Origin of the sequence: Streptomyces sp. NPDC008163, assembly GCF_042956885.1 — a bacterium.
Taxonomy (GTDB): Bacteria; Actinomycetota; Actinomycetes; order Streptomycetales; family Streptomycetaceae; genus Streptomyces; species Streptomyces drozdowiczii_A.
This window is the reverse complement of the sequence record NZ_JBIBHG010000002.1, coordinates 352,634-376,204: the sequence shown is the minus strand read 5'-3', so window position 1 is coordinate 376,204 and position 23,571 is coordinate 352,634. Positions and strand designations below refer to the sequence as shown.

The 23,571-nt window shown below is 70.4% G+C and carries 13 protein-coding genes; 5 read left to right on the top strand and 8 right to left on the bottom strand.

The genetic code is table 11. From position 1 onward, the window contains the following. Positions 1-4: 4 nt before the first annotated feature. Together ACFZAT_RS06770 and ACFZAT_RS06765 are read left to right on the top strand one after the other, a co-directional pair. Complete coding sequence (locus ACFZAT_RS06770; RefSeq protein WP_391261101.1) at positions 5-1,783, top strand: beta-galactosidase; 1,779 nt, start codon at positions 5-7, stop codon at positions 1,781-1,783. A gap of 72 nt (positions 1,784-1,855) precedes the next feature. Beyond that, positions 1,856-2,740: a hypothetical protein gene (locus ACFZAT_RS06765; protein WP_391261099.1), complete on the top strand. Its 885-nt coding sequence runs from the start codon at positions 1,856-1,858 to the stop codon at positions 2,738-2,740. 80 nt (positions 2,741-2,820) lie between these two features. On the opposite strand, the gene ACFZAT_RS06760 is transcribed toward ACFZAT_RS06765, so the two are convergent. From ACFZAT_RS06760 to ACFZAT_RS06740, 5 genes are all read right to left on the bottom strand, one after another. Further along, positions 2,821-4,347, bottom strand: coding sequence for a DEAD/DEAH box helicase (locus ACFZAT_RS06760; protein WP_391261096.1), 1,527 nt, complete (start codon positions 4,345-4,347; stop codon positions 2,821-2,823). An 89-nt stretch (positions 4,348-4,436) separates the two neighbouring features. Continuing rightward, on the bottom strand, positions 4,437-4,640 hold the full coding sequence (locus ACFZAT_RS06755) for a cold-shock protein (protein ID WP_018104519.1): 204 nt from the start codon (positions 4,638-4,640) through the stop codon (positions 4,437-4,439). Positions 4,641-4,846: 206 nt separating this feature from the next. After that, entirely contained in the window at positions 4,847-5,341 is a 495-nt protein-coding gene (locus tag ACFZAT_RS06750) for a pyridoxamine 5'-phosphate oxidase family protein (protein WP_391261093.1), read from the bottom strand. Between the two features lie 41 nt (positions 5,342-5,382). After that, the gene (locus ACFZAT_RS06745) at positions 5,383-5,796 is read right to left on the bottom strand and encodes a hypothetical protein (protein ID WP_391261090.1); all 414 of its coding nucleotides are present in this window, start codon (positions 5,794-5,796) and stop codon (positions 5,383-5,385) included. A 40-nt stretch (positions 5,797-5,836) separates the two neighbouring features. Beyond that, positions 5,837-12,334 (bottom strand): RHS repeat-associated core domain-containing protein, encoded by a 6,498-nt coding sequence (locus tag ACFZAT_RS06740; RefSeq protein WP_391261704.1) that lies wholly within the window; start codon positions 12,332-12,334, stop codon positions 5,837-5,839. 263 nt (positions 12,335-12,597) lie between these two features. On the opposite strand from ACFZAT_RS06740, the gene ACFZAT_RS06735 reads away from it, so the two are divergent. The 3 genes from ACFZAT_RS06735 to ACFZAT_RS06725 are packed head-to-tail and all read left to right on the top strand — an operon-like array spanning position 12,598 to position 16,115. Beyond that, entirely contained in the window at positions 12,598-13,884 is a 1,287-nt protein-coding gene (locus tag ACFZAT_RS06735) for a phospholipase D-like domain-containing protein (RefSeq protein ID WP_391261087.1), read from the top strand. A 48-nt stretch (positions 13,885-13,932) separates the two neighbouring features. Next, positions 13,933-14,856: a rhomboid family intramembrane serine protease gene (locus tag ACFZAT_RS06730; protein WP_391261085.1), complete on the top strand. Its 924-nt coding sequence runs from the start codon at positions 13,933-13,935 to the stop codon at positions 14,854-14,856. A 38-nt stretch (positions 14,857-14,894) separates the two neighbouring features. Continuing rightward, positions 14,895-16,115, top strand: a complete 1,221-nt coding sequence (locus ACFZAT_RS06725) for an SLC13 family permease (protein ID WP_391261082.1) — start codon at positions 14,895-14,897, stop codon at positions 16,113-16,115. A gap of 118 nt (positions 16,116-16,233) precedes the next feature. Here ACFZAT_RS06725 and ACFZAT_RS06720 read toward each other — a convergent pair whose 3' ends face one another. The 3 genes from ACFZAT_RS06720 to ACFZAT_RS06710 all read right to left on the bottom strand — a co-directional run bounded on the left by ACFZAT_RS06720 (position 16,234) and on the right by ACFZAT_RS06710 (position 23,392). After that, a complete protein-coding gene (locus ACFZAT_RS06720) occupies positions 16,234-17,694 on the bottom strand; it encodes a glutamate synthase small subunit (RefSeq protein ID WP_391261079.1) in 1,461 nt (486 codons plus the stop codon). After that, a complete protein-coding gene (gltB, locus tag ACFZAT_RS06715) occupies positions 17,687-22,246 on the bottom strand; it encodes a glutamate synthase large subunit (protein ID WP_391261077.1) in 4,560 nt (1,519 codons plus the stop codon). Before gltB ends, ACFZAT_RS06720 begins: the two co-directional genes overlap by 8 nt. Positions 22,247-22,657: 411 nt before the next feature. Continuing rightward, positions 22,658-23,392: a VIT1/CCC1 transporter family protein gene (locus ACFZAT_RS06710; protein ID WP_018518742.1), complete on the bottom strand. Its 735-nt coding sequence runs from the start codon at positions 23,390-23,392 to the stop codon at positions 22,658-22,660. Positions 23,393-23,571 lie beyond the last annotated feature (179 nt).

Genomic DNA, 23,571 nt, shown 5'->3' with positions numbered 1-23,571 from the left:
CACCATGGCTGACTTCACCGTCGGGGACGACGGCTTCCGGATCGACGGGAAGCCCGTACGGCTGCTGTCCGGGGCCCTGCACTACTTCCGGGTGCACGAGGGCCAGTGGGACCACCGGCTCGCGATGCTGCGCGCGATGGGCCTGAACTGTGTGGAGACGTACGTCCCGTGGAATCTCCACGAGCCCCGGCCCGGCCGCTTCCGGGACACCGGGGCGCTGGGCCGCTTCCTGGACGCCGCGCACCGGGCCGGCCTGTGGGCGATCGTGCGCCCGGGCCCGTACATCTGCGCGGAGTGGGAGAACGGCGGACTGCCCGCCTGGGTGACCGGCCGGTTCGGGCGCCGGGTGCGGACCCGGGACGAGGGGTATCTCGACGCGGTCCGGGCCTGGTTCGCCGAGCTGCTGCCGCAGGTCGCCGAGCGGCAGATCGACCGCGGCGGCCCGGTGGTCATGGTGCAGGCCGAGAACGAGTACGGGAGTTACGGCACCGACGCGGTCCATCTGCGCCGGGTGACGGAGCTGCTGCGCGCGCACGGGGTGGACGTGCCGCTGTTCACCTCGGACGGGCCGGAGGACCACATGCTCACCGGCGGCTCGGTGCCCGGCCTGCTCGCCACCGCCAACTTCGGTTCGGGCGCCCGCGAGGCGTTCCGGGTGCTGCGCCGCCACCAGGCGTCGGGTCCGCTGATGTGCATGGAGTTCTGGTGCGGCTGGTTCGAGCACTGGGGCGCGCCGCCGGTCGTACGCGATCCGGCGCAGGCGGCCGGTGCGCTGGCGGAGATCCTGGAGTGCGGGGCGTCGGTCAACGTCTACATGGCGCACGGCGGCACCAACTTCGCCGGCTGGGCGGGCGCGAACCGTTCCGGGCCGCTCCAGGACGAGGAGCTGCTGCCGACGGTGACGTCGTACGACTACGACGCGCCGGTCGACGAGTACGGCCGGGCGACGGAGAAGTTCCGGCTGTTCCGGAAGGTCCTCGCCGGGTACGCGGACGGGCCGCTGCCCCCGCTGCCGCCGGAGCCGGCCGGGCTCGCCGCCCCGGTCCGGGCGGAGCTGACCGAGTGGGCGCCGCTGAACACGGTGCTGGAGGCGCTGGGCGACGAGGAGGCCGCGGAGTCCGGGGTGCCGCCGACGTTCGAGGAGCTGGGGGTGGACCGCGGCCTGGTCCGCTACCGGGTCGCGGTGCCGGGTCCGCGCCGCCCGTACACGCTGGCCGTCGCGGGGCTGCGGGACCGTGCGGTGGTGTACGTGGACGGGGTGCGCCGGGGTGTCCTGAGCGAGGGGGCCGCCGCGCTGGAGGAGCCGGTGGCCGGGCCCGCCGAGGTGGAGCTGTGGGTGGAGTCGCTGGGCCGGGTCAATTACGGGCCGCGGCTGGGCGAGCCGAAGGGCGTCACCGGGGGCGTGCTGCACGAGCGCCAGTATCTGCACGGGGTGCGGGCGCGGGCGCTGCGGCTGGACGCGTTCGAGGAGCCGGGCGCGGTGGCGGGTGTGCCGTTCGCGCCGGTGGACGGGGAGTGCGGGACGGGCCTGTACCGGGGCGCGTTCGAGGTGGCGGCCCGGGCGGACCACGCGGGGCTCGAACTCCCGGGCTGGACGCGGGGGTTCGTCTGGGTGAACGGCTTCTGCCTGGGCCGGTACTGGTCGGCGGGCCCGCAGCACACGCTGTACGTGCCGGGTCCGGTGCTGCGGGAGGGCGTCAACGAGGTGTGGGTGCTGGAGACGGAGGGCGCGGGCGCGCCGTTCGTCGAGCTGGGCCCGGGTCTGCCGGTCCGTACCGGCTGACAACCACGGGACGCCCTCCCAGGTCTACATTGGTGAGGAGTCGGGCCCGGAGCGAGGAGCGGGGGTACGGACATGCCGGACAGCTCCCGCCGCAGCCCGGTCGAGCACGGGTTCCCGCATCTGGAGACGGTCCGCTCGTCGATCACCGCGCTGTACCGGAGGCTGTCGGCGGACGGCGTCCGGCGGTTCGCGACGAGCCTCGCCCCGGTCGACGCCGCGTTCGCCGACGCGGACGACCTGCATCTGGGCGCGCAGCGGGTGGCGCGGGCGATGGTGCACCACTACCGGCTGCCGGACGCCCGGGTGATCGTGGCGTTCCGGTCGATGGAGCACGCGGGCAGCGTCGAACTCGCGGCGGGGCCGGAGTACTTCGTGGAGCTGAACGACCGCTTCCGCACCCATCGCCGGGACATCGGCGCGGCCCTGTCGCACGAGGTGGCGCATGTGCTGCTGCACCGGCTGGGCCTGGAGTTCCCCAGCACCCGCGACAACGAGATCCTCACGGATACGACGGCCGCCTATCTGGGCGCGGGGTGGCTGCTCCTCGACGCGTTCCGCGAGGACGCGACGTCCAGCCAGAAGCTGGGGTACCTGACGCCGGAGGAGTTCGGGTACGTGCTGGCCGAGCGGGCGCTGGTGTTCGGCGAGGACCCGTCGCCGTGGTTCACCAGTCCGCAGGCGTACACCGCGTACGAGGAGGGGCGGGCGCGGGCCCTGCGCGATGCCGGACAGCCGCCGCTGACGGCTGCGGGGTGGGCGGGGCGGCGGCGGTACGCGCGGGACCGGCGGGCCGCGTCGGGGGTGACCGGGGGGCCGTACGCCTTCGAGGCGGCGGCGGACGGGTTGCGGGTGGCGTTCCCGTGCCCGGTCTGCCATCAGCGGAACCGGGTTCCGGTGCGGGGGCGGGTGCGAGTGCGGTGCGCGCTGTGCCGCGCGGTGCTGGACTGCACGACGTGACCGGTCACGCGCCGGAGGGGCGAAAACAAGCCCCTCCGGCGATTGAGGAGCGGGGGTCCGGGGGCAGCGCCCCCGGGGTGCTACGCGGCGCGGCGGCTGCGCTGCGCGGTGCCCCGCGAGGCACCGGCGCTGCGGGACGCACCGGTGCCGCGGGACGCACCGGCCCCCCGCCCCCGGCCGCGGCTGCCCGAGCGGGCTCCCGCCGGCCTCGGCTTCGGCTGCGTCGGCTGGGGGGCCTCTATGACCACCGCGACGCCGGACGGTTCACGGGCGCCCGTGATGCGGGTCAGTTCCTCGTCGCTCGAGCGGATGCGGGTGGTGCGCGGGGCGATGCCCGCGTCGCGCATCAGGCGGGTCATGTCCCGCTTCTCGTCGGGCAGGACGAGGGTGACGACGCTGCCGGACTCCCCGGCGCGGGCCGTGCGGCCGCCCCGGTGCAGGTAGTCCTTGTGGTCGGTGGGCGGGTCCACGTTGACGACGAGGTCGAGGTCGTCCACGTGGATGCCGCGCGCGGCCACGTTCGTCGCGACGAGGGCGGTGACCTGGCCGTTCTTGAACTGGTCCAGGGTCCGGTTGCGCTGCGGCTGCGAGCGCCCGCCGTGCAGCGCGGCGGCGCGCACCCCGCTGGCGAGCAGCCGCTTCGCGAAGCGGTCGGCGGCACGCTTGGTGTCCACGAACATGATCACGCGTCCCTCACGGGCGGCGATCCGCGTCGCGACGGCCTTCTTGTCGGTCTCGTCCAGGACGTGGAGGACGTGGTGCTCCATGGTGGTGACCGCACCGGCGGACGGGTCGACCGAGTGCACGACGGGGTCGGTCAGGAACATCTTGACCAGGCGGTCGATGTTCTTGTCCAGGGTCGCCGAGAACAGCATCCGCTGGCCGTCCGCCTCGACCTGCTTGAGCAGGGCGGTGACCTGGGGCATGAAGCCCATGTCGGCCATCTGGTCGGCCTCGTCCAGGACCGTGATCGCGACCTGGTCCAGCCGGCAGTCGCCGCGCTCGATGAGGTCCTTGAGCCGGCCCGGGGTCGCGACCAGCACCTCGGCGCCGCGCCGCAGCGTGGCGGACTGCCGGGTGATCGACATGCCGCCGACGACGGTGGCCAGGCGCAGGTTGACCGAGGTGGCGTACGGGGTCAGCGCGTCGGTGACCTGCTGGGCGAGCTCGCGGGTCGGGACGAGGACGAGGGCCAGGGGGGCCTTCGGCTCGGCGCGGCGGCCCGAGGTGCGGGCCAGGAGCGCGAGGCCGAAGGCGAGGGTCTTGCCGGAGCCGGTGCGGCCCCGGCCGAGGATGTCGCGGCCGGCCAGCGAGTTGGGCAGCGTGGCGCCCTGGATCGGGAACGGCTCGGTCACGCCCTGCGCGGCAAGGGTCTTCAGCAGGGCTGCGGGCATGTCCAGCTCGGCGAACGCCTCGACGGCGGGCAGTGCGGGGGTGATGGTCTCGGGCAGCGCGAATTCGCCCTGCGGCGGCGTGGCCCTGCGACGGGGCGACGCCTTTCCGGTTCCCTTGCCGGAACCCTGTGCGGTTGCCTGTGCCCGGTCCGTGCCGCGCGCCCTGGACGGGCGGTTGCGGGCGGGACGGTCCTGGCGTTCGGAGCGGGTCATATCGGGATTGTCCTCCTGGGACAGCACGAGCCGGGGCCCGCACCATGACGGTGCGGGCCCCGGCTGCGAGGTACGCGTCCGGCGAATAATTAGGCCGGGACGATGTTCTCCGCCTGCGGGCCCTTCTGGCCCTGCGTGACGTCGAAGCTGACCTTCTGGCCCTCGACGAGCTCACGGAAGCCCTGGGCGTTGATGTTCGAGTAGTGGGCGAAGACGTCGGCGCCGCCGCCGTCCTGCTCGATGAAGCCGAAGCCCTTTTCGGAGTTGAACCACTTCACGGTTCCAGTAGCCATGTCGATCTCCTAAGGAGGTGCAGTGCCGGAAATTCGCACTTTACGAATTCCAAGTCGCCGCATTGAGCCCCATCCGGAGAAAGCCGGAAAACAATAAAGCGCCTGACGAAGCATTCCCGTCAGGCGCACATAAAGTTCATGGGTACCAAAACTGCAACACGACCACCGTAGCACGTACCGCCGCCGGATGTCGGGAGGCGGCCCGGTCAGCCTTCGTTGCCCCTGCGGATCGTGCGCAGCGGGCGGCCCGGGCGCCAGGTGCTGATGACGATGGTGTCGCCGCCCTCCAGCCCCACCCGCACCACCTCGGTGGGCTCGACGCGGAACAGGTGGAAGGGCTCGGGCGGGGTGCGCTCCTCGATGAAGCGGGCCAGGACGGCGGGGTCGGTGACCTCCACGGCGTGACCGGAGATCCGGACGTCCCCGTCGGCCATCCGGGCGTCCGGCCCGGGGTTGGCGTGCACGGCGAAGCGGGGATCGCGGCGCAGGTCGAGGGCCTTGCGGGAGTTCGGCATCATGCCGAGGTGCGGCTCGCCCTCCCAGAAGTCCACCTCCAGGCCGGTGAGCCGGGGCGATCCGTCCGTGCGGAGGGTGGCGAGGACATGGTGCTTGTACAGCGCGAACCTCCGCCGCACGGTGTCGGCGAAGTCGGGTTCGGCGGTCGCGAAGTCGGTCCAGGTGTGTGTCGTGCTCGGTGTCATGCCGTCATCGAACCAGGGAAAGACGACATCTTCTGTCCGGTTTACCCTGGGCCCGGCGTGAAGTAGCAGGTGGTGTCCTCTTCGTCCAGGTGCATCTTCTCGATGTTGCCCCGGGAGTCGTTGACGAAGTAGAGCGACAGCGTCTTCCCCTTGAACGTCAGGTCGAGGGACGCGGGCAGTGCGCCCTTCCCGCCGCGGTAGAGGTACCACTCGCCGCTGCCGTTGAGCCGGCGCTTGTCGTGCGGCCCCTGCCCCGACGGGAAGTCCGCGAAGGTGAAGCGACCCCCCTCCGCGACATCGAGGGTGGCTCCGCAGTCGCTCCGCCAGTGCCCGAGCAACGCGTCGGACGAGGCAGGTGCCCCGGTGTCCGGCTGGTCCCCGCACCCCGTGGCGGTCGCGACGACCGCCGCCACGGCCACGATCAGTCCGGTCCAGCCGGTTGGCACCTGCCTCATCCCATCCTCTTTCGCTCTCGGTCGGTCGTGCCTGTGCGGGCTAGAAGAAGAGGCTCAGCAGCCACAGCGCCAGGGCCAGCGCGGCAGCGAGCAGACCGCCGCCACCCCCGCCCCCGCCGCCGCCTCCGCCGCCTCCGCCGAAGCCGCCGCCACCTCCACCGGAGCTGGAGGAACCGTAGTGGATCGTCTCCGTCCACGTGATCGTCTGGCTTCGCTTGGACATCACGCTCTTCTTGAACAGCTCGTTGTTGAGCGGTTCAGCGATGTTCTTGTCCCACCAGTCCCCGTAGCCGACCCCCGGAAGGTGGGTCGCGGAGTTGATCGTACTGTTGTTCTTGACCGAGAACCGCACGCGCGCGGTCCCCTCCGACTTGTCGATCGAGGTGACCTTGTAGTTGAGCGTGTACGACCCGAGGAAGGCCGCCGCGGAGTTCCCGGTGAAGTCACCGAAGAGCTTCTTGGCGCTCTGCGCGACCCCGCCGCCCAGGCTGTAGTTCGCCGTGCCGTCGATGTCGGTCTTGCCGGCCCGCAGCATCTGCGTGATCTTGGCGCGCGTCTCCTTCACGTGCGCGTGCGACTTGAGCGTCTTGGTGAAGCGGTTGTTGCCGGTCAGGTCACGGTGGCGCGGCCCCGAGTCGGTGGCCCACTCCCAGCCGATCCGGAAGGCGTTCGGGTCGTCCGGCGGCCCTCCGATGGTGTTGGCGATGGGGTCGGGCAGATCGACGAGGGTGTTGACGGCCTTGAGGCTGTAGCCGACGCCGTGACCGACGACGTTCACCCCCTGCACCCAGGTGGCCTTGAAGACCGCCTTGCCCGTGCCCTTGATGTCGTCCCCGAAGTCGTCCCACGAGTACAGACCGGTCGCGTCGGTCAGATTGACCGGATTGTTCCGGGCGTAGCTGTACAGGTTCAGGGTCTGCGGCTGCTCGGGGGTCGTCACGGGGTCGGTGCTCAGGAACCGGCCCAGGCTCGGGTCGTAGACCCGTGCCCCCATCAGGGACAGCCCGGTGCTGTCGTCCTCGGCCTTGCCGACGAACCCGCGGTCGATCTCGGCCGGCAGACTGGCCGTCGTCCCCCGCTGCTTCCCGAAGGGCGTGGTACGCCTGCGCAGCACCACACCGCCCACCGCTGTGATCATCAGCTGGGTGGACGCCTGTCCGTCGGAGAGCAGCCAGGTGACCTTGCCCTTCGGGTCCGAGTCGGTCGCCGTACGCACGGCGACGTTGCTGCCCTCCACGGAGTAGTAGCGGGTGGCCCTCGTCTTGTCGGTCCGGTGGAGTTCGTGGCCCTCCAGGTAGAGGACCTTCTCCTTGGCCGATGTACGGACGATGGCGGTGCCGTCGGCGTCGTAGACGTAGGTGGAGACCTCGTCCCCGCCCGCCTTCTTCTGCGTCACCTTGGCAAGCTGCCCCCGCGGGTCCCATTCCAGGACGGAGGACACGGAGCCGACGGTGCGGCCCGTCATCCGGCCCGCGTCGTCGTAGCTGTAGCTGTCCGTCCCGCCGCCGCCGCTGCGTGCGACGGACGTCACGGCGTGCGGGCGGGGCTGGTCGGGGGTGTAGGTGGACTCGTCGGCGCTGTAGCCGGGGTACTTGTAGTCGCTGGTGACGGCGGCAGCCGAGGCGGATGCCTTGTCGGTGACCGACTGCAGGTTGCCGATCCGGTCGTAGGAGTAGCTGTTCTGGTACGGGTCCGGGCCGGCGAAGTCCGATGCCGGCGTGGCGGTGCAGCTGGTGGCGGCCGTGGTCCAGGCTCCGGTGAGCCGGCGCAGGTCGTCGTAGGTGAAGCACTGCTGCTGATTGTCCGACCCTTCGCGCAGCGCGGTGACCTCTCCACCGTTGTTGCGCGCGTAGGTGTCGTTCTGCACGGTCTTGGTCGTGCCGCCCGTGGTGGTGTCGGTCGTGATGCTCTTCAGCCAGCCGGAGCCATTGGCGTCCTCGTAGCCGAAGCGCCGCACGACGCTCGTGTCGGTGCCGGCCGTTCCCAGGCTCCGCGACGTCAGGCGGCCGGTGTCGTCGTAGCCGACCCCTGACACGTAGGTGGCCAGGGGGCTCGAGACGCTGGTCGCGCGGCCGTCCTTGTAGGCCGTGGTGACGGTTTCGGCGGGCAGCCCGCCGAGTGCGGGATAGTCGACGGCCGTCACGTGGTCGGCCAGGTCGTAGTGGTACTTCGTCTGGTACGAGCCGTTGAGACCGGACCCGTCGTCGGGCATGACGAAGGTCTTGGCGGTCGCCCGCCCGCGCGCGTCGTAGCCGTCGACCCGGGAGGTGTACGCCTTGCCCCCGCTCCAGCTGGTGGAGGTGGCCTGCAGGCCCTTGCCCGTCGGCACCGTGTCGTAGGTCTTCTCCGTCAGGAGCGTCGATCCCTGCTTGACGGTGGTGGACCGGTTCAGGGCGTCGTATCCGTAGGTGAGAGTGCCCTTCGCGTCGGTGATGCTCTGGATCTGGCCGTTGGCGTCGAAGACGGTGCTGGTCCGGCCGGTGTCGGGCTCCTCACTGAGAACCCGCTCGTTCGCCCAGTCGTACGCGTAGTGGCTCGTGTTGCCCGCCGAGTCGTGGACGTACTTGAGCTGGCCCTTGCGGGTGTATTCGTAGGACGTGGTGAGCTGCTGGGCTCCCAGGTTCTCGATCACCTTGCTCGTGAGGCCGAAGGCGTCCCGCACCGTCTTGGTGGGGCTGCCCGTGGGCGGGAAGACGGTCACCTCGTCGGCGCCCTGGTACTGCGTGACCGTCTTGTTGGACGGCTGCACCACACCCTTGGCCTGGATCTGCGCCACGATGGTGCGCCCCGCCCAGTCGCTCTTGAGGTCGCTGTAGGAGGGGATGGCGGTGACAGCGGGGTTGACCAGGCCGGTGCCGGGGGCCCCGCTGTTGTAGAACTGGCCGGAGGTACCGGCCACGTTGCCGGAGGAGTCGTAGCGGGTGATCATGACGTCCCGCCCGGTGCCGTTCGGGGCAAGCGTCTGCTTCTCACGCTCGCGGCCCAGGCCGTCGCTGTACGCGTAGGACGTCAGGTACGTGGTGCCCGACTGCAGCACGCGCGTGGTGGTGCGCACCGGGTCACCGGTGGCCACCCGCGGCACGCCCGTCTCGGACGCCGCGGTGGGGATCTGGTAGGCGAACGACATGGAGGCGGTGCCGTCCGGGTAGTTCGCCGCCTCGGTCGGCTTGAAGACCTGGGACAGCCGGCCGACCGCGTCGTAGACGAGCCGGGTGGTGCTGCCGTTGGCGTCGACCGTCTTCCACGCCTCGCCCCAGAAGCGGGACAGGTAGCGGGTGGTCGTCAGGGCGGTGCCCGGGCCGGAACCGTCGGGGTCGGGTGTGGTGCTGGTGATGCCGTCCACCGGCCAGGAGGTCGCCGGCTGGTAGGCGATGGTGGTGACCTGGTTCTTCCCGTCCCACGTCTTCGTCTGCCGGCCCGCCGCGTCGAACTGCGCCTTCGCGGTGTGCCAGGCGGTCTCCGCGGTGTAGGTGCGTACCTCGGTGACGTTGCCGTCGACCAGCTTCTGGTCGTTCTCGGCGAAGGACAGGGCGCCGTCGTAGAACGTCGTCACCCTCTTGTCCATGTGGGCGGCGGGGGTTCCGGCGGTCTCGTCGTCGTTCACCGCGCTGCACGAGACGCTGTAGTGGCGCTCGTCGTCCTGGTAGACCATCCAGCGCTTCGCACCGTCGGCGTCGTCGGTCAGGTCGTCGGTGTTGTAGGCGCGGCCGTACTCGGTGCAGCTGTTGTCCGAGACGCCGCTCTCCCCCCAGTCGTCGACGCGCATCGGCAGCCCGAAGACGCTCGACGCCTTCTCGTCGTCCTCGTACTCGGTCTCGACGATGTGTTCGCGCCAGCCCGAACCGTCGGCGGACACGGCGACCTTCTCCAGGTTGCGGACCTTGTCCTCACGCACCATGCGGGCGTCGGGCATGCCCGTGTACTGGGCGGTGTTGTGGGACCAGTACTCGTGCCACTCCCGTTCCTGGGAGTCGCCGTTGTGGTCCCGGCTGGAGGTTTCGAGGGTCTGTCCGGCCAGCCACGCGCTGTCGGTCCACTCGGTCCCGTCGGAGTCCGCCACCTTGACACTCGCGGTCTTGGTCGCGTCGGTCTTCGACGTCCGGCCGCCGTCCAGCCCCCGGTACAGCCAGTGGTAGGTGGAGTGACGGTTCTCGTTGGCGCCTGTGGTGACCAGCACCTTCCCGTAGCCCCGCCAGTCCGACCACGTCTCGTCGTCGTCGTCGACCAGTGGGTCGTCGGTGTAGCGCCAGCCGGGGGCCCCGTCGTACTCGTAGTCCGTGATCATGGGCGGGTCCCCGTCGTTCGCCTTGCCGGGGTCCACCTGGATGCGTTTGGTGACGAACTTCTTGAACCACCCGGTGTGTTCCTCGTCGGCTCCCTCGGGAACCCACTTCTGCCAGAAGCACTCGTAGTGGTTGTCGGACTGGGAGGGGGCGCCGCTCTCGGGACAGGTCCGGTCGATGGCGCCGTCCTCGTCGGTGGCGTGTCCGTACGTGGCGGTGATGGTGGCGCCGGTGTCGGTGAAGACCTTGTTCACCCGGCGGAAGTTGAGTTCCCCAGCGCCGACCTTGTTGTCCTGCCACTCGCCGTTGAAGTTGATCGTCGGCGGGTCGATGTCGTCACCCGAGTAGCCGCGGCGCTGGATGTAGTCCAGCCACAGCTGGTCGCCGACGGCGCCGGACGGATTCATCAGGGCGTACTTGAACTGGTACTGCTTGACCAGGTCCCAGCCGGAGGTGTTGGTGTCCCGGACGTGGATGTTGATGTCCCAGAGCAGATCGCGCTGGAAGAACGTGGGGTAGTACGTCTTCCCCGCGCAGTTCTCCCCGTCCTCGGGCCCGTCGCAGATCAGGTCGACCGGTACGTCCGGGTAGGAGGCCGGCTTGGCGTCGATGGTGGGACAGGCGGCCGGGGTGTTGTTGAGGGGGTCCTTCTCCTCCATGCGCTCGACGCAGCGGTTGACGTGCTGCAGGTCGATCATCGCGGGCAGCTGGGCTCCCGGGATCTGGGAGGACCAGCCGTAGTCGATGCGGGAGAGGTACGAACCGGAGTCGTAGCCGCGGGCCTTGTCGGCGGCGGCGACCGAACGGTAGTAGTTCGTCTCCTTGTTGTAGAAGTAGGAGTTCTCCACCTCGTTCCCGGTCACCACCCGGTCCAGGCTCCAGCGCCACGCCTGCTTGCAGGGCTCCGGGTACGAGCTGTGGCAGGGTTCGCCCTCGTCGTCACCGATGACCGGCACGGTGAGGACGGAGTTCGTCTTCTCCTTGGCGTTGTCGAGGTTGGTGCGCTCGGTACGGCCCCAGCCGAAGTAGTAGCGGGTGCCGTCCTGCTTGGTGACGACCCAGTACTCGTCCGTGTTGTCCGAGCCGTATCCGCCGTTGAGCTTCTGGACCCGCCATCCCGGGTCGTCCTTGATGCGGAAGGAGCCGGTGCCGGTGCCGTCCTGGATGAGCTCGGACGAGACGCCGTCGAGCTGAATCGTGTAGACGGCGCCGTTGGGGTCGGACGTGGAGTGCGGCGAGTCCCAGCACAGGTCGCCGAAGGTCTTGTGACCGTCCTCGGCGCAGTTGATGTAACGGCGCTCGATGGCCCCTACGTTGAGGTCCCACCCCATGCCGACCCAGGACGCCTGGTTGTTGGAGGCGGACGTCCGGCCGTCGACGCTCTGGCTGTTGTACGACAGGGAGAGGTCGGGTGCCATTCCCATGGGGGGCGCCGGAACGTCGATGGGCACGGAGTAGGTGAACGCGCCGGAGGACAGGGCGACATCCCACTTGCCCGAGGGCTTGACCGCGGTCGCCCGGTAGTCACCGGTGTCCGAGGACGAGCCGGAGGCCAGGGCGTAAACGGCGGCGGTGGCCGAAGCACCGGCGGCAGCCGCCTGGACCGGCGCCGTCAGCTTGCCCGACGCGGCGTCGTTGTGCTGCCCCTCGACCGTCCGGGGCACGTCGCAGCCCCGCTTGCGCGGGGTGGTCAGGGCGCAGGACGGGTACTCGACGAGCCGCAGGCGTGAGGCGAAGCCGCCTCCGTACGCCCGGGCGAAGCCCGAGTAGTCCAGCGTCGCGGAGACGATTCCGGCGGACGCAGCACCGTCCGCACGTGTCACCGTCAGCCCCATGCCGATGCCGCCGACGGGCTCGACTTCCGCCCGGTCCAGGACGTCCACCCGCACCGACGCGGGCGGCGAGGACATGGGTCCGACGGCCGACCTGAACACGGCCGAGGTGGCGGCACCGATGGACACCACCGGGTCGGGACCGGCCGACCGGGCTCCCGCCGCACCGCTGCCGGCCACCTCGCGCGGCGCCGCGCCGGCGGAGGGCACGGCGACCGTGGCCGACTGGGCCTGCGGCCAGGTCACCTTCGGCGCGCTGACCATGCCCGGCTCCGCGGGCTGCGTCAGAGCCGCGCCCGTCGACCGGCCCGGGACGCTGGGCATGTGCTCCGCGGCGACGGCCGCGGGCGCCAGCGCGAGTGAGGACACCATCCCGGCCAGCATCATTTTGACCATCGCCAGAGCGGCGGCCCTTCGTCTCACACTCAAGTGGACTTCCCCCATATTTGTACGTTTGTCGACGGTGAGCGCGCGACAGCACGAAAAGCTGTCATGAACTCGGCACACCGGCGCAGGAGGCTACATGCACGAACACGGGATGGTCGAACGGAAAGTTCGTGTGACGAGAGTGACTTGAGTGAATCCTGTGAAAATTGTTGCGTCGTCGGAACGTCTGGCATGATCTCCCCGGCGCACGACCGCTCCGGGGGAGAGAGCGGTGTGCAGGCACCCTGGGAGGGGAACCCATGCGTCTTGGCGCACGCGGGAAGATCGCGTCCACAGCAGTCGCCGCAGCGGTGTCGCTGCTGACCGCCGGAATGTCGTCGGCCACGGCCACGGGCGCCGGGACGGGCGCCACGCCGCTCGCCGTCCAGCAGTCCGGGCCCATCTTCAACAACCCGCTCGGCTCGGCCGCGGAACAGAACGCCATCCGGACCAAGATCCTGGAGTACGTGGGCTCCAGCCCCGCCGGATCGTCGATCAAGGTCGCGCTGTACCACCTGTGGGACAGCGGCGTGGCGCAGGCACTCGTCGACGCCCACGAACGCGGCGTCGACGTGCGCATGGTGCTGGACGAGTCCACGGTGAGCTCACGGACGAGCGACCCCAGCTACGGCCTGCTGCGCGACGCACTCGGGACCGACAGCTCCCAGAACTCCTTCGTCACGCTGTGTCCCGAGGGCAGGTCCTGTCTGGGCCGTCCCGAGTTCGGCACGTCGATCAACCACAACAAGTTCTGGCTCTTCTCGCAGGTCGACGGCGCATCGGACGTGGTGCTCCAGACGTCGTCGAACATGTCGCCCTCGGCGTACAGCGCGTTCTGGAACGACGCGTACGTCGTCGCGTACAACAGCGGCATCTACCAGGCCTACAGCGGGTACTTCTCCGCGCTCGTCGGCAAGGACTGGGAGAACTGGCGCTACACGTCCAGCTCGTGGAGCCCTTACAAGGCCTACTTCTTCCCCTACTACCCGGGCACGGGCAATTCCAAGGACACCATCTGGAACACCCTGGACAACGTCACCTGCACCTACACGCAGGACGGCGCGACCAAGCACACCAAGGTGCGGGTCGCGATGTTCAAGTTCACCCGGCAGGGCGTGGCCGACAAGCTGGTCGAGCTGAAGAAGGCCGGCTGCTCGGTGGAGCTGGTGTACACCTCCACCGACAGCAAGGACGCCACCGGGACCGCCGGCACCTGGGAGACGCTCCACTCGGTGTCGGGCTTCTCCCCCGTCTGCTACTACGACGACCACGACAACGACCCGGCCACGGCGGCCCGCATCGTCCACAGCAAGTACCTGCTGATCGACGGCAAGTACGACGGGTCGGTGAACAAGGTTCTCTGGACGGGCAGCCACAACTACAGCGGTCCGGCCCTCCGTGAGAACGACGAGGCGCTGCTCAAGGTGGACGACTCGGCCGCCCACGACGCGTACGTGGCGAACTTCAACGCCGTCAAGGCTGCCGCCCGCCCCGGCGTGAACGACAACACCCCCGCCTGCAAGGGTGTCGTCAACCAGCCGGAATAGTCCGCCCGCGAGCCCGTACGGACGCTCGTACAGTCGAAGGAGTCGGCCATGGAGGCCGCCGCCACCACGTGCTACCGCCATCCCTCGTACGAGACGTATGTGAGCTGCGTCCGCTGCGAGCGCTTCATCTGTCCGGACTGCATGCGCGAGGCGGCCGTCGGCCACCAGTGCGTGGAGTGCGTGAGGGAGGGACGGCGCTCGGTCCGGCAGGCGCGCACCGCCTTCGGCGGGACGGTGTCGCGGACGGCGGTGCCGGTGGTCACGTACGCGCTGATCGCCCTCAATGCGCTGGCGTACCTCGCGGAGCTGATACGCCCGGGGGTGGTCGACCGGTTCGCGATGACGGGGGCCGGGCTGACCGGCCCGGACGGCGGGCAGTACGTCTACGTGGACGGCGGCTACCCCGGGTTCGATGTGGTGGGGGTGGTGGACGGCGAGTGGTACCGGCTGCTGACCGGGTCCTTCCTCCATCTGCCGCCGGACGGCTCGTCGTTCGGCTCGCTGCCGTTCGGCGTGCTGCACATCGTGTTCAACATGTACGCCCTCTGGAATCTCGGCCGGGTCGTCGAGGAGCAGCTGGGCCGGGTCCGTTCCCTCGCCCTGTATCTGCTGTCCGCGCTGGGCGGTTCTGTGCTGGTGTACCTGGTGGCACCGGGGGACCAGGTGGTGGGCGCGTCGGGCGCGGTCTTCGGTCTGGCCGCCGCGTTCTACGTCATCGGCCGCCGCCTGGGCCGGGACATGCGGGCGGTCAACAACTTCCTGGCCGGGTTCCTGGTGTGGATGCTGCTCTCGGCGGCCTTCACCTCCTGGGAGGCGCACCTGGGCGGTCTGGTCACCGGTGCGGCGGTGACCGTCGTGTACGCCTACGCCCCCGCCGGGCGGCGTACGGCGGTGCAGGCGGCCGGGGGTGTGGTGCTGGCGGCGGTGCTGGTGCTCCTGGTGGTCCTCAAGACGTCGGCGCTGACCGGCTGAAGGGGGGCCGGGCGCTCCCGGTCTGACACGATGAGCGCATGCGGAACGATCACTTCACGGAGCGCTCGCGTGCCCTGGTGCACCGGTTGCATCCCCTGGACTGGCTGGCCGGAGCACTGCTCCTGCTCGGAGTGATCGCCGCGGCGACCGGGCTGCTGCCCGCCGGTCCTGCCGAGGACCAGCTGCGGCGCATCGGGCCGCTGCTGGCGTTCCTGGCGACGGTGATCGTGCTGGCGGAGCTGGCGGGCCGGGCCCAGGTCTTCGACGTGGTCGCGGCGTGGGTGGCGCGGGCCGGGTGGGGGCGCTATCCGCTGCTGTTCGGGCTGTGCGTGGCGTTCGCCTCGCTGACCACGATCACCCTGAATCTGGATACGACGGCTGTGCTGCTCACCCCGGTGATGCTGGCGCTGGCCGGGCGGGTGGGCATCGCTGCGGTGCCGCTGGCGATGACGACGGTGTGGCTGGCCAACACGGCGAGCCTGCTGCTCCCCGTATCGAATCTGACCAATCTGCTGGCGGCGGACCGGGTGGCGCTGTCCCCGGCCGGTCTGGCCGGGGTGATGTGGCTGCCGCAGCTGGCCGCGATCGGGATGACGGCGCTGTGCCTGTGGGTGTTCTACTGGCGCCGGGGCCGGCGGGGCGCCGACTCGTACACCCCGCCGCCGGTGCCCTCGCCCGAGGACCGGGTGCTGCTGGGGGTCTGCTCGGTGGCGTGTGCCGGGTTCCTGCTCGCGATCCTGGTGGTGGACGTGCCGCTGTGGTCGGCCTCGCTGGTGGCGATGGTCGTCGTGGTGGTGGCGTACGCGGTGCGGCGGCGCGAGGAGCTGCGGCTCTCGCTGATCCCGTGGCGGCTGCTGGTCCTGGTGCCGGGGATGTTCCTGGTGGTGGAGACGGTCAACGCGCACGGGCTGCACGAGGTGCTGGTGCGGGGGCTGGGCTCGGACGACGGCCTCGCGGGCATGCTGCGCACCGCCGGGGTGGGCGCCGGGCTCGCCAACGTACTCAACAACCTTCCGGCGTACGTGGCGGGCGAGGCGGTCGTCCCGGCGGACAACCACCATCAGCTGCTGGCCCTGCTGATCGGGGTGAACGCGGGCCCGCTGGTCACCCCGTGGGGGTCGCTGGCGACGCTGCTGTGGTTCGAGCGGTGCCGGTTCCAGGGGACGCGCATCGGGGTACGGCGCTTCGCGCTGACGGGCCTGGTCCTCGCGGTGACGGCGACGGCGGCGGCGACCTGCGCGCTGGCGCTGACCGTCTGAGCCCCCGGCGTCGCCCGGCTCCGAATGCGCCACGGCGCCTGCCGAATCGTCCGGTCGGGGACGGGCAGGCGCCGCGTTCAGTTCCGCACGCCGTTGTGCGGGACGTCTGTGTGCCGTATCAGACCGTCAGGGCACGGTCCGTCGGGCGGATCGGGGCCGGCAGGGCGCTGGCTCCGGTCAGGAAGCGGTCCACGCCGCGTGCCGCGGAGCGGCCCTCGGCGATGGCCCACACGATGAGGGACTGGCCGCGGCCCGCGTCCCCGGCGACGAAGACGCCGTCGACGTTGGTCGCGTAGTCCTGGTCGCGGGCGATGTTGCCGCGCTCGTCGAGCTCCAGACCGAACTGCTGGACCAGACCGTTGGCCTGGTCGGTGCCGGTGAAGCCCATCGCGAGCGTGACCAGCTGCGCGGGGATGACCCGCTCGGTGCCGGACTTCTGCTCCAGCTTACCGTCCTTGAACTCCACCTCGACCAGGTGGAGGGCCTGGACGTTGCCGTCCTCGTCGCCCTCGAAGTGGGTGGTCGAGACGGAGTAGACCCGCTCGCCGCCCTCCTCGTGCGCGGAGGTGACCTTGTAGAGCATCGGGAAGGTCGGCCACGGCTGGTTGCTGTTCCGCTCCTCGCCCGGCCGGGGCATGATCTCCAGCTGGGTGACGGACAGGGCGCCCTGGCGGTGCGCGGTGCCGACGCAGTCGGCGCCGGTGTCGCCGCCGCCGATGACGACGACGTGCTTGCCCTCGGCGGTGATCGGGGAGACCGTCAGGTCGCCCTCCTGCACCTTGTTGGCGAGCGGCAGGTACTCCATCGCGTAGTGCACACCGTTCAGCTCCCGGCCCGGGACGGGCAGGTCGCGCGAGACGGTGGCCCCGGCGGCGATGACCACGGCGTCGTAGCGGCGGCGCAGCTTCGCGGCGTCGATGTCCCGGCCGATCTCGGTCTCGGTGCGGAACTTGGTGCCCTCCGCGCGCATCTGTTCGATGCGGCGGTTGATGTGCGACTTCTCCATCTTGAACTCGGGGATGCCGTACCGGAGGAGACCCCCGATGCGGTCCGCGCGCTCGTAGACGGCGACCGTGTGACCGGCCCGGGTCAGCTGCTGGGCGGCGGCGAGACCGGCCGGACCCGAGCCGATGACGGCGACGGTCTTGCCGGACAGGCGCTCCGGCGGCTGCGGGGTCACGTCGCCGCGGTCCCACGCCTGGTCGATGATCGAGACCTCGACGTTCTTGATGGTGACGGCCGGCTGGTTGATGCCGAGCACGCACGCCGACTCGCAGGGCGCCGGGCACAGCCGCCCGGTGAACTCCGGGAAGTTGTTCGTGGCGTGCAGCCGCTCGGACGCGGCGGTCCAGTCCTCGCGGTAGGCGTAGTCGTTCCACTCGGGGATGAGGTTTCCGAGCGGGCAGCCGTTGTGGCAGAACGGGATGCCGCAGTCCATGCAGCGGCCGGCCTGCTTGCTGATGATCGGGAGCAGCGAACCGGGAACGTAGACCTCGTTCCAGTCCTTGACGCGCTCGCCGGCCGGGCGGGTCTGCGCGACCTCGCGGCCGGTGGTCAGGAAGCCCTTGGGGTCAGCCATTGGTCGCCGCCTCCATCATCTTCTCGGTGGTCTCCTGCTCGGAGAGACCGGCGAGCTCAGCGGCGTCCTTGGCGGCGAGCACTGCCTTGTAGGTGGACGGGATGATCTTGCTGAAGCGGGCCACCGCGGTGTCCCACTCGGCGAGGAGCTTCTCGGCGACGGTGGAGCCGGTCTCCTCCTGGTGGCGGCGCACGACGTCGTGCAGCCACTGCTTGTCGGTGTCGGTCAGCTCCTCGACCGCGCCGAGGTTGCCGGCGTTGACGTTGTCGCGGTCGAGGTCGATGACGTACGCGACACCGCCGGACATGCCGGCCGCGAAGTTGCGCCCGGTCTCGCCGAGCACCACGGCGTGGCCGCCGGTCATGTACTCGCAGCCGTGGTCGCCCACGCCCTCGGAGACGACGGTGGCGCCGGAGTTGCGGACGCAGAAGCGTTCACCGGTGCGGCCGCGCAGGAACAGTTCGCCGCCGGTGGCGCCGTAGGCGATGGTGTTGCCCGCGATGGTGGAGTACTCGGCGAGGTGGTCGGCGCCGCGGTCGGGGCGGACGACGACACGCCCGCCGGACAGGCCCTTGCCGACGTAGTCGTTGGCGTCGCCCTCCAGGCGCAGCGTGATGCCGCTGGGCAGGAAGGCGCCGAAGGACTGGCCCGCGGAGCCGGTGAAGGTGATGTCGATGGTGTCCTGGGGCAGGCCCGCACCGCCGAACTTCTTCGTGACCTCGTGGCCGAGCATCGTGCCGACGGTCCGGTTGATGTTCCGGATCGCGATCTGCGCGCGGACCGGCTGGGCGGCCTCGGGGCTGTCGGCCTTGAGGGCGTCGGCGGCGAGCTTGATCAGCTCGTTGTCGAGCGCCTTGTCGAGGGCGTGGTCCTGCTCGGTGTTCCGGTACCGGACCGCGCCTTCGGGCAGCTCGGGGACGTAGAACAGCGGGGCGAGGTCCAGGCCCTGCGCCTTCCAGTGCGTGACCGCCCGGTCGGTGTCCAGCAGCTCGGCGTGGCCGACGGCCTCCTCGATCGTGCGGAAGCCGAGCTCGGCGAGGAGCTCGCGGACCTCCTGCGCGATGAACTCGAAGAAGTTGACGACGTACTCGGCCTTGCCGGAGAAGCGGTCGCGCAGCACCGGGTTCTGGGTGGCGATGCCGACGGGGCAGGTGTCGAGGTGGCAGACGCGCATCATGACGCAGCCGGAGACGACGAGCGGCGCGGTCGCGAAACCGAACTCCTCGGCGCCGAGCAGCGCGGCGATGACGACGTCGCGGCCGGTCTTGAGCTGGCCGTCGGTCTGCACGACGATGCGGTCGCGCAGGCCGTTGAGCAGCAGGGTCTGCTGGGTCTCGGCGAGGCCGAGCTCCCAGGGGCCGCCCGCGTGCTTGAGGCTGGTCAGCGGGGACGCGCCCGTGCCGCCGTCGTGGCCGGAGATCAGGACCACGTCCGCGTGCGCCTTGGAGACGCCCGCCGCGACGGTGCCGACGCCGACCTCGGAGACCAGCTTCACGTGGATGCGGGCCTGCGGGTTGGCGTTCTTGAGGTCGTGGATCAGCTGAGCCAGGTCCTCGATGGAGTAGATGTCGTGGTGCGGCGGCGGGGAGATCAGGCCGACGCCCGGGGTGGAGTGCCGGGTCTTGGCGACCCACGGGTAGACCTTGTGGCCGGGCAGCTGGCCGCCCTCGCCGGGCTTGGCGCCCTGGGCCATCTTGATCTGGATGTCGTCCGCGTTGACCAGGTACTCGCTGGTGACACCGAAGCGGCCGGAGGCGACCTGCTTGATGGACGAGCGCCGGGCCGGGTCGTAGAGCCGGTCGGCGTCCTCGCCGCCCTCACCGGTGTTGGACTTGCCGCCCAGCTGGTTCATCGCGATGGCGAGGGTCTCGTGGGCCTCGCGCGAGATGGAGCCGTAGGACATGGCACCGGTGGAGAAGCGCTTGACGATCTCCGAGGCGGGCTCGACCTCCTCGATGTCGATCGAGGGGCGGTCCGACGTGAAGCCGAACAGGCCGCGGAGCGTCATCAGCCGCTCGGACTGCTCGTTCACCCGATCCGTGTACTTCTTGAAGATGTCGTACCGGCGGCTACGGGTGGCGTGCTGGAGGCGGAAGACCGTCTCCGGGTCGAACAGGTGCGGCTCGCCCTCGCGGCGCCACTGGTACTCGCCGCCGATCTCCAGCGCGCGGTGCGAGGCGGAGATGCCGGAGGCCGGGTAGCCCTTGGTGTGCCGGGCGGCGACCTCCTTGGCGACGACGTCGAGACCGGCGCCGCCGATCTTGGTGGCGGTGCCGTTGAAGTAGCGGTCCACGAAGGACTGGTCGAGGCCGACCGCCTCGAAGACCTGGGCGCCGCGGTAGGAGGCGACCGTGGAGATGCCCATCTTGGACATGACCTTCAGGACGCCCTTGCCCAGCGCGTGGATCAGGTTGCGGATGGCGTCCTCGGCCTCGATGCCCTCGATGAAGGTGCCGGCCCGGACCAGGTCCTCGACGGACTCCATGGCGAGGTACGGGTTGACCGCGGCGGCGCCGTAGCCGATCAGCAGCGCGACGTGGTGGACCTCGCGGACGTCACCGGCCTCGACCAGCAGGCCCACCTGGGTGCGCTGCTTGGTGCGGATGAGGTGGTGGTGGACGGCGGAGGTGAGCAGCAGCGAGGGGATCGGCGCGTGCTCGGCGTCGGAGTGCCGGTCGGACAGGACGATCAGGCGGGCGCCGTCCTCGATGGCGGCGTCGACCTCGGTGCAGATCTCCTCGATCCGGGCGGCCAGCGCGTCGCCGCCGCCGTGCACCCGGTAGAGGCCGGAGAGCGTGGCGGCCTTCATGCCCGGCATGTCGCCGTCGGCGTTGATGTGTATGAGCTTGGCCAGCTCGTCGTTGTCGATCACCGGGAAGGGCAGCGCGACGCTGCGGCAGGACGCGGCGCCCGGCTCCAGGAGGTTGCCCGAGGGGCCGAGCACGGAGCGCAGCGAGGTGACGAGCTCCTCGCGGATGGCGTCCAGCGGCGGGTTGGTGACCTGCGCGAACAGCTGGGTGAAGTAGTCGAAGAGCAGCCGGGGGCGGGCCGAGAGCGCGGCGATCGGCGAGTCGGTGCCCATGGAGCCCAGCGGCTCGCCGCCGGTGCGGGCCATCGGGGCGAGGATGACGCGCAGCTCCTCCTCGGTGTATCCGAAGGTCTGCTGGCGGCGGGTGACGGAGGCGTGCGTGTGGACGATGTGCTCCCGCTCGGGGAGGTCCTCCAGCTCGATCTCGCCGCTCTCCAGCCACTCCTGGTAGGGGTGCTCGGCGGCGAGGGACGCCTTGATCTCGTCGTCCTCGATGATGCGGTGCTCGGCGGTGTCCACGAGGAACATCCGGCCGGGCTGCAGGCGGCCCTTGCGGACGACCTTGCCCGGGTCGATGTCCAGGACGCCGACCTCGGAGGAGAGCACGACGAGGCCGTCGTCGGTGACCCAGTAGCGGCCGGGGCGCAGACCGTTGCGGTCGAGGACCGCGCCGACCTGGACGCCGTCGGTGAAGGTGACGCAGGCCGGGCCGTCCCAGGGCTCCATCATCGCGGAGTGGTACTGGTAGAACGCGCGGCGGGCCGGGTCCATCGAGTCGTGGTTCTCCCACGCCTCGGGGACCATCATCAGCACCGAGTGCGGGAGCGAGCGGCCGCCGAGGTGGAGCAGCTCCAGGACCTCGTCGAAGGAGGCGGAGTCGGAGGCGTCCGGGGTGCAGACGGGGAAGATCCGGTCGAGCGGCGCGTCGCCGAAGAGGCCGGAGGCGAGCTGGGACTCGCGGGCCTTCATCCAGTTCCGGTTGCCCTTGACCGTGTTGATCTCGCCGTTGTGCGCGACGAAGCGGTACGGGTGGGCGAGCGGCCAGCTCGGGAAGGTGTTGGTCGAGAAGCGGGAGTGGACCAGGGCGACCGCGGTGGCGAACCGGGGGTCGGAGAGGTCCGGGAAGAAGGGCTCCAGCTGACCGGTGGTGAGCATGCCCTTGTAGACGATGGTGCGGGCGGAGAGCGACGGGAAGTAAACCCCGGCCTCGCGCTCGGCGCGCTTGCGCAGCAGGAACGCCTTGCGGTCCAGCGCGATGCCCGTGTTCTCGCCGTCCGAGACGAAGAGCTGGCGGAACTCGGGCATCGTGGCGCGGGCGCCGTTGCCGAGGATGTCCGGGCTGACCGGGACCTCGCGCCAGCCGAGGACCGTCAGGCCCTCCTCGCCGGCGATCTTCTCCAGCTCGCGGACGGTGCCGGCCGAGTCGTCGGCGGGCAGGAAGGCGATGCCGACGGCGTAGCCGCCGGCCTCGGGGAGCGCGAAGGGGACCTCGGCGCGCAGGAACGTGTCCGGGACCTGGAGCAGGATGCCGGCACCGTCACCGGAGTCGGGCTCCGATCCGGTGGCACCGCGGTGTTCGAGGTTGCGGAGCACGGTCAGAGCCTGCTCGACCATCTCGTGGCCGGGCACACCGGTCAGGGTGGCTACGAACCCCACGCCACAGGCGTCGTGCTCGTTGCGGGGGTCGTACATCCCCTGAGGGGCGGGGCGACCGTCCATGGGCGACCAGGCGTCGGTGCGCATCGGCTCTCCCGTCGTCGTCGTGGCATATGCAGTGCCGAGGGACGACGTTGGCCCTCTGCGAAATTTCGTGCAGATTACATGATGGGGCGCTTCTCAAAAAGCGGATGAACCATTCCAACATGCGGACACCGTCGACGACGGTGGAGTGGGTCGCTGTCGGAGGATCGGCGCCCGGGAGACGCGGAGAGCAGGCGTCGTTGCCTGCGGTGTCTACGGCTCATGCCCGGTGGCGGAGAAAACGAAACCGCCGGGTAGTGGCTACTTATGTGCAGCCCTGCATAGGGACTCATTTTACGGTGCGCGGTGCGGTCGTGCCCAGGGGCGCGGGCCAAGACGTACGTCACACGCATGGCATACGCGTAACGGGCCGATTGCGTGAACCGGCCCGTTACGCGTACGAAGCAAGCGGGGTCAGCCGCCCACCGCCACGCCGAACAGGGCGCCCAGGCCGTACGTGATCGCGGCGGCCGCACCGCCCAGCGCCAGCTGGCGCAGTCCGCTGAACCACCAGCTGCGGGCGGTCACCCGGGCCACCACCGCGCCGCAGCCGAACAGTCCGGCGAGCGCCAGCAGCACGGCCGGCCACAGCGCACTGGCACCGAGCAGGAACGGCAGCACGGGCAGCAGGGCACCCAGTGCGAAGGCGCCGAACGAGGAGAAGGCGGCCACCAGGGGCGACGGCAGGTCGCCCGGGTCGATGCCCAGCTCCTCGCGGGCGTGTATTTCGAGGGCCTGCTCCGGGTCGCGCGAGAGCTGGCGGGCGACCTCGCGGGCGAGCGCGGGCTCGACGCCCCGGGACTCGTAGAGCGCGGCGAGCTCCCGCTCCTCGTCCACGGGGTGCTTGCGCAGCTCGCGCCGCTCGACGTCCAGCTCGGCCTCGACCAACTCGCGCTGGGACGCGACGGAGGTGTACTCACCGGCCGCCATGGAGAAGGCGCCGGCGGCCAGTCCGGCGAGGCCGGTGATCACGATGGTGCGGTGCGAGACGTCGCCGCCGGCGACGCCGGTCATCAGGGCCAGGTTCGAGACGAGGCCGTCCATCGCACCGAAGACCGCGGGACGCAGCCAGCCGCCGTTGACGTCCCGGTGGGTGTGGTTGTCCCGGTGCGCCTCGTGCAGTACGGCGTCGGTCTCGATGATGGCCACGGCTTATCCCTCTCCCCTGGTCCGGGTGTTCCGGAGACGGACCTCCTGCCCGCCCGCCCCCGCTCGACACCATCGAAAATACGCACGAAAAATCGCTCCTGCCAGCAAGGCAGGCCGTACTTACCACCCTGGGTAATCGGATAGGTACGGCTTCCCTTGCTGTCCGGAAGGCTTCATCC

What these genes read in the sequence shown, in the direction of transcription:
- ACFZAT_RS06720 (WP_391261079.1), bottom strand. Translation starts at nt 17,694, where the DNA reads ATGGCTGACCCCAAGGGCTTCCTGACCACCGGCCGCGAGGTCGCGCAG.
- ACFZAT_RS06760 (WP_391261096.1), bottom strand. Translation starts at nt 4,347, where the DNA reads ATGACCCGCTCCGAACGCCAGGACCGTCCCGCCCGCAACCGCCCGTCC.
- ACFZAT_RS06765 (WP_391261099.1), top strand. Translation starts at nt 1,856, where the DNA reads ATGCCGGACAGCTCCCGCCGCAGCCCGGTCGAGCACGGGTTCCCGCAT.
- ACFZAT_RS06755 (WP_018104519.1), bottom strand. Translation starts at nt 4,640, where the DNA reads ATGGCTACTGGAACCGTGAAGTGGTTCAACTCCGAAAAGGGCTTCGGC.
- ACFZAT_RS06750 (WP_391261093.1), bottom strand. Translation starts at nt 5,341, where the DNA reads ATGACACCGAGCACGACACACACCTGGACCGACTTCGCGACCGCCGAA.
- ACFZAT_RS06745 (WP_391261090.1), bottom strand. Translation starts at nt 5,796, where the DNA reads ATGAGGCAGGTGCCAACCGGCTGGACCGGACTGATCGTGGCCGTGGCG.
- gltB (WP_391261077.1), bottom strand. Translation starts at nt 22,246, where the DNA reads ATGCGCACCGACGCCTGGTCGCCCATGGACGGTCGCCCCGCCCCTCAG.
- ACFZAT_RS06730 (WP_391261085.1), top strand. Translation starts at nt 13,933, where the DNA reads ATGGAGGCCGCCGCCACCACGTGCTACCGCCATCCCTCGTACGAGACG.
- ACFZAT_RS06735 (WP_391261087.1), top strand. Translation starts at nt 12,598, where the DNA reads ATGCGTCTTGGCGCACGCGGGAAGATCGCGTCCACAGCAGTCGCCGCA.
- ACFZAT_RS06770 (WP_391261101.1), top strand. Translation starts at nt 5, where the DNA reads ATGGCTGACTTCACCGTCGGGGACGACGGCTTCCGGATCGACGGGAAG.
- ACFZAT_RS06725 (WP_391261082.1), top strand. Translation starts at nt 14,895, where the DNA reads ATGCGGAACGATCACTTCACGGAGCGCTCGCGTGCCCTGGTGCACCGG.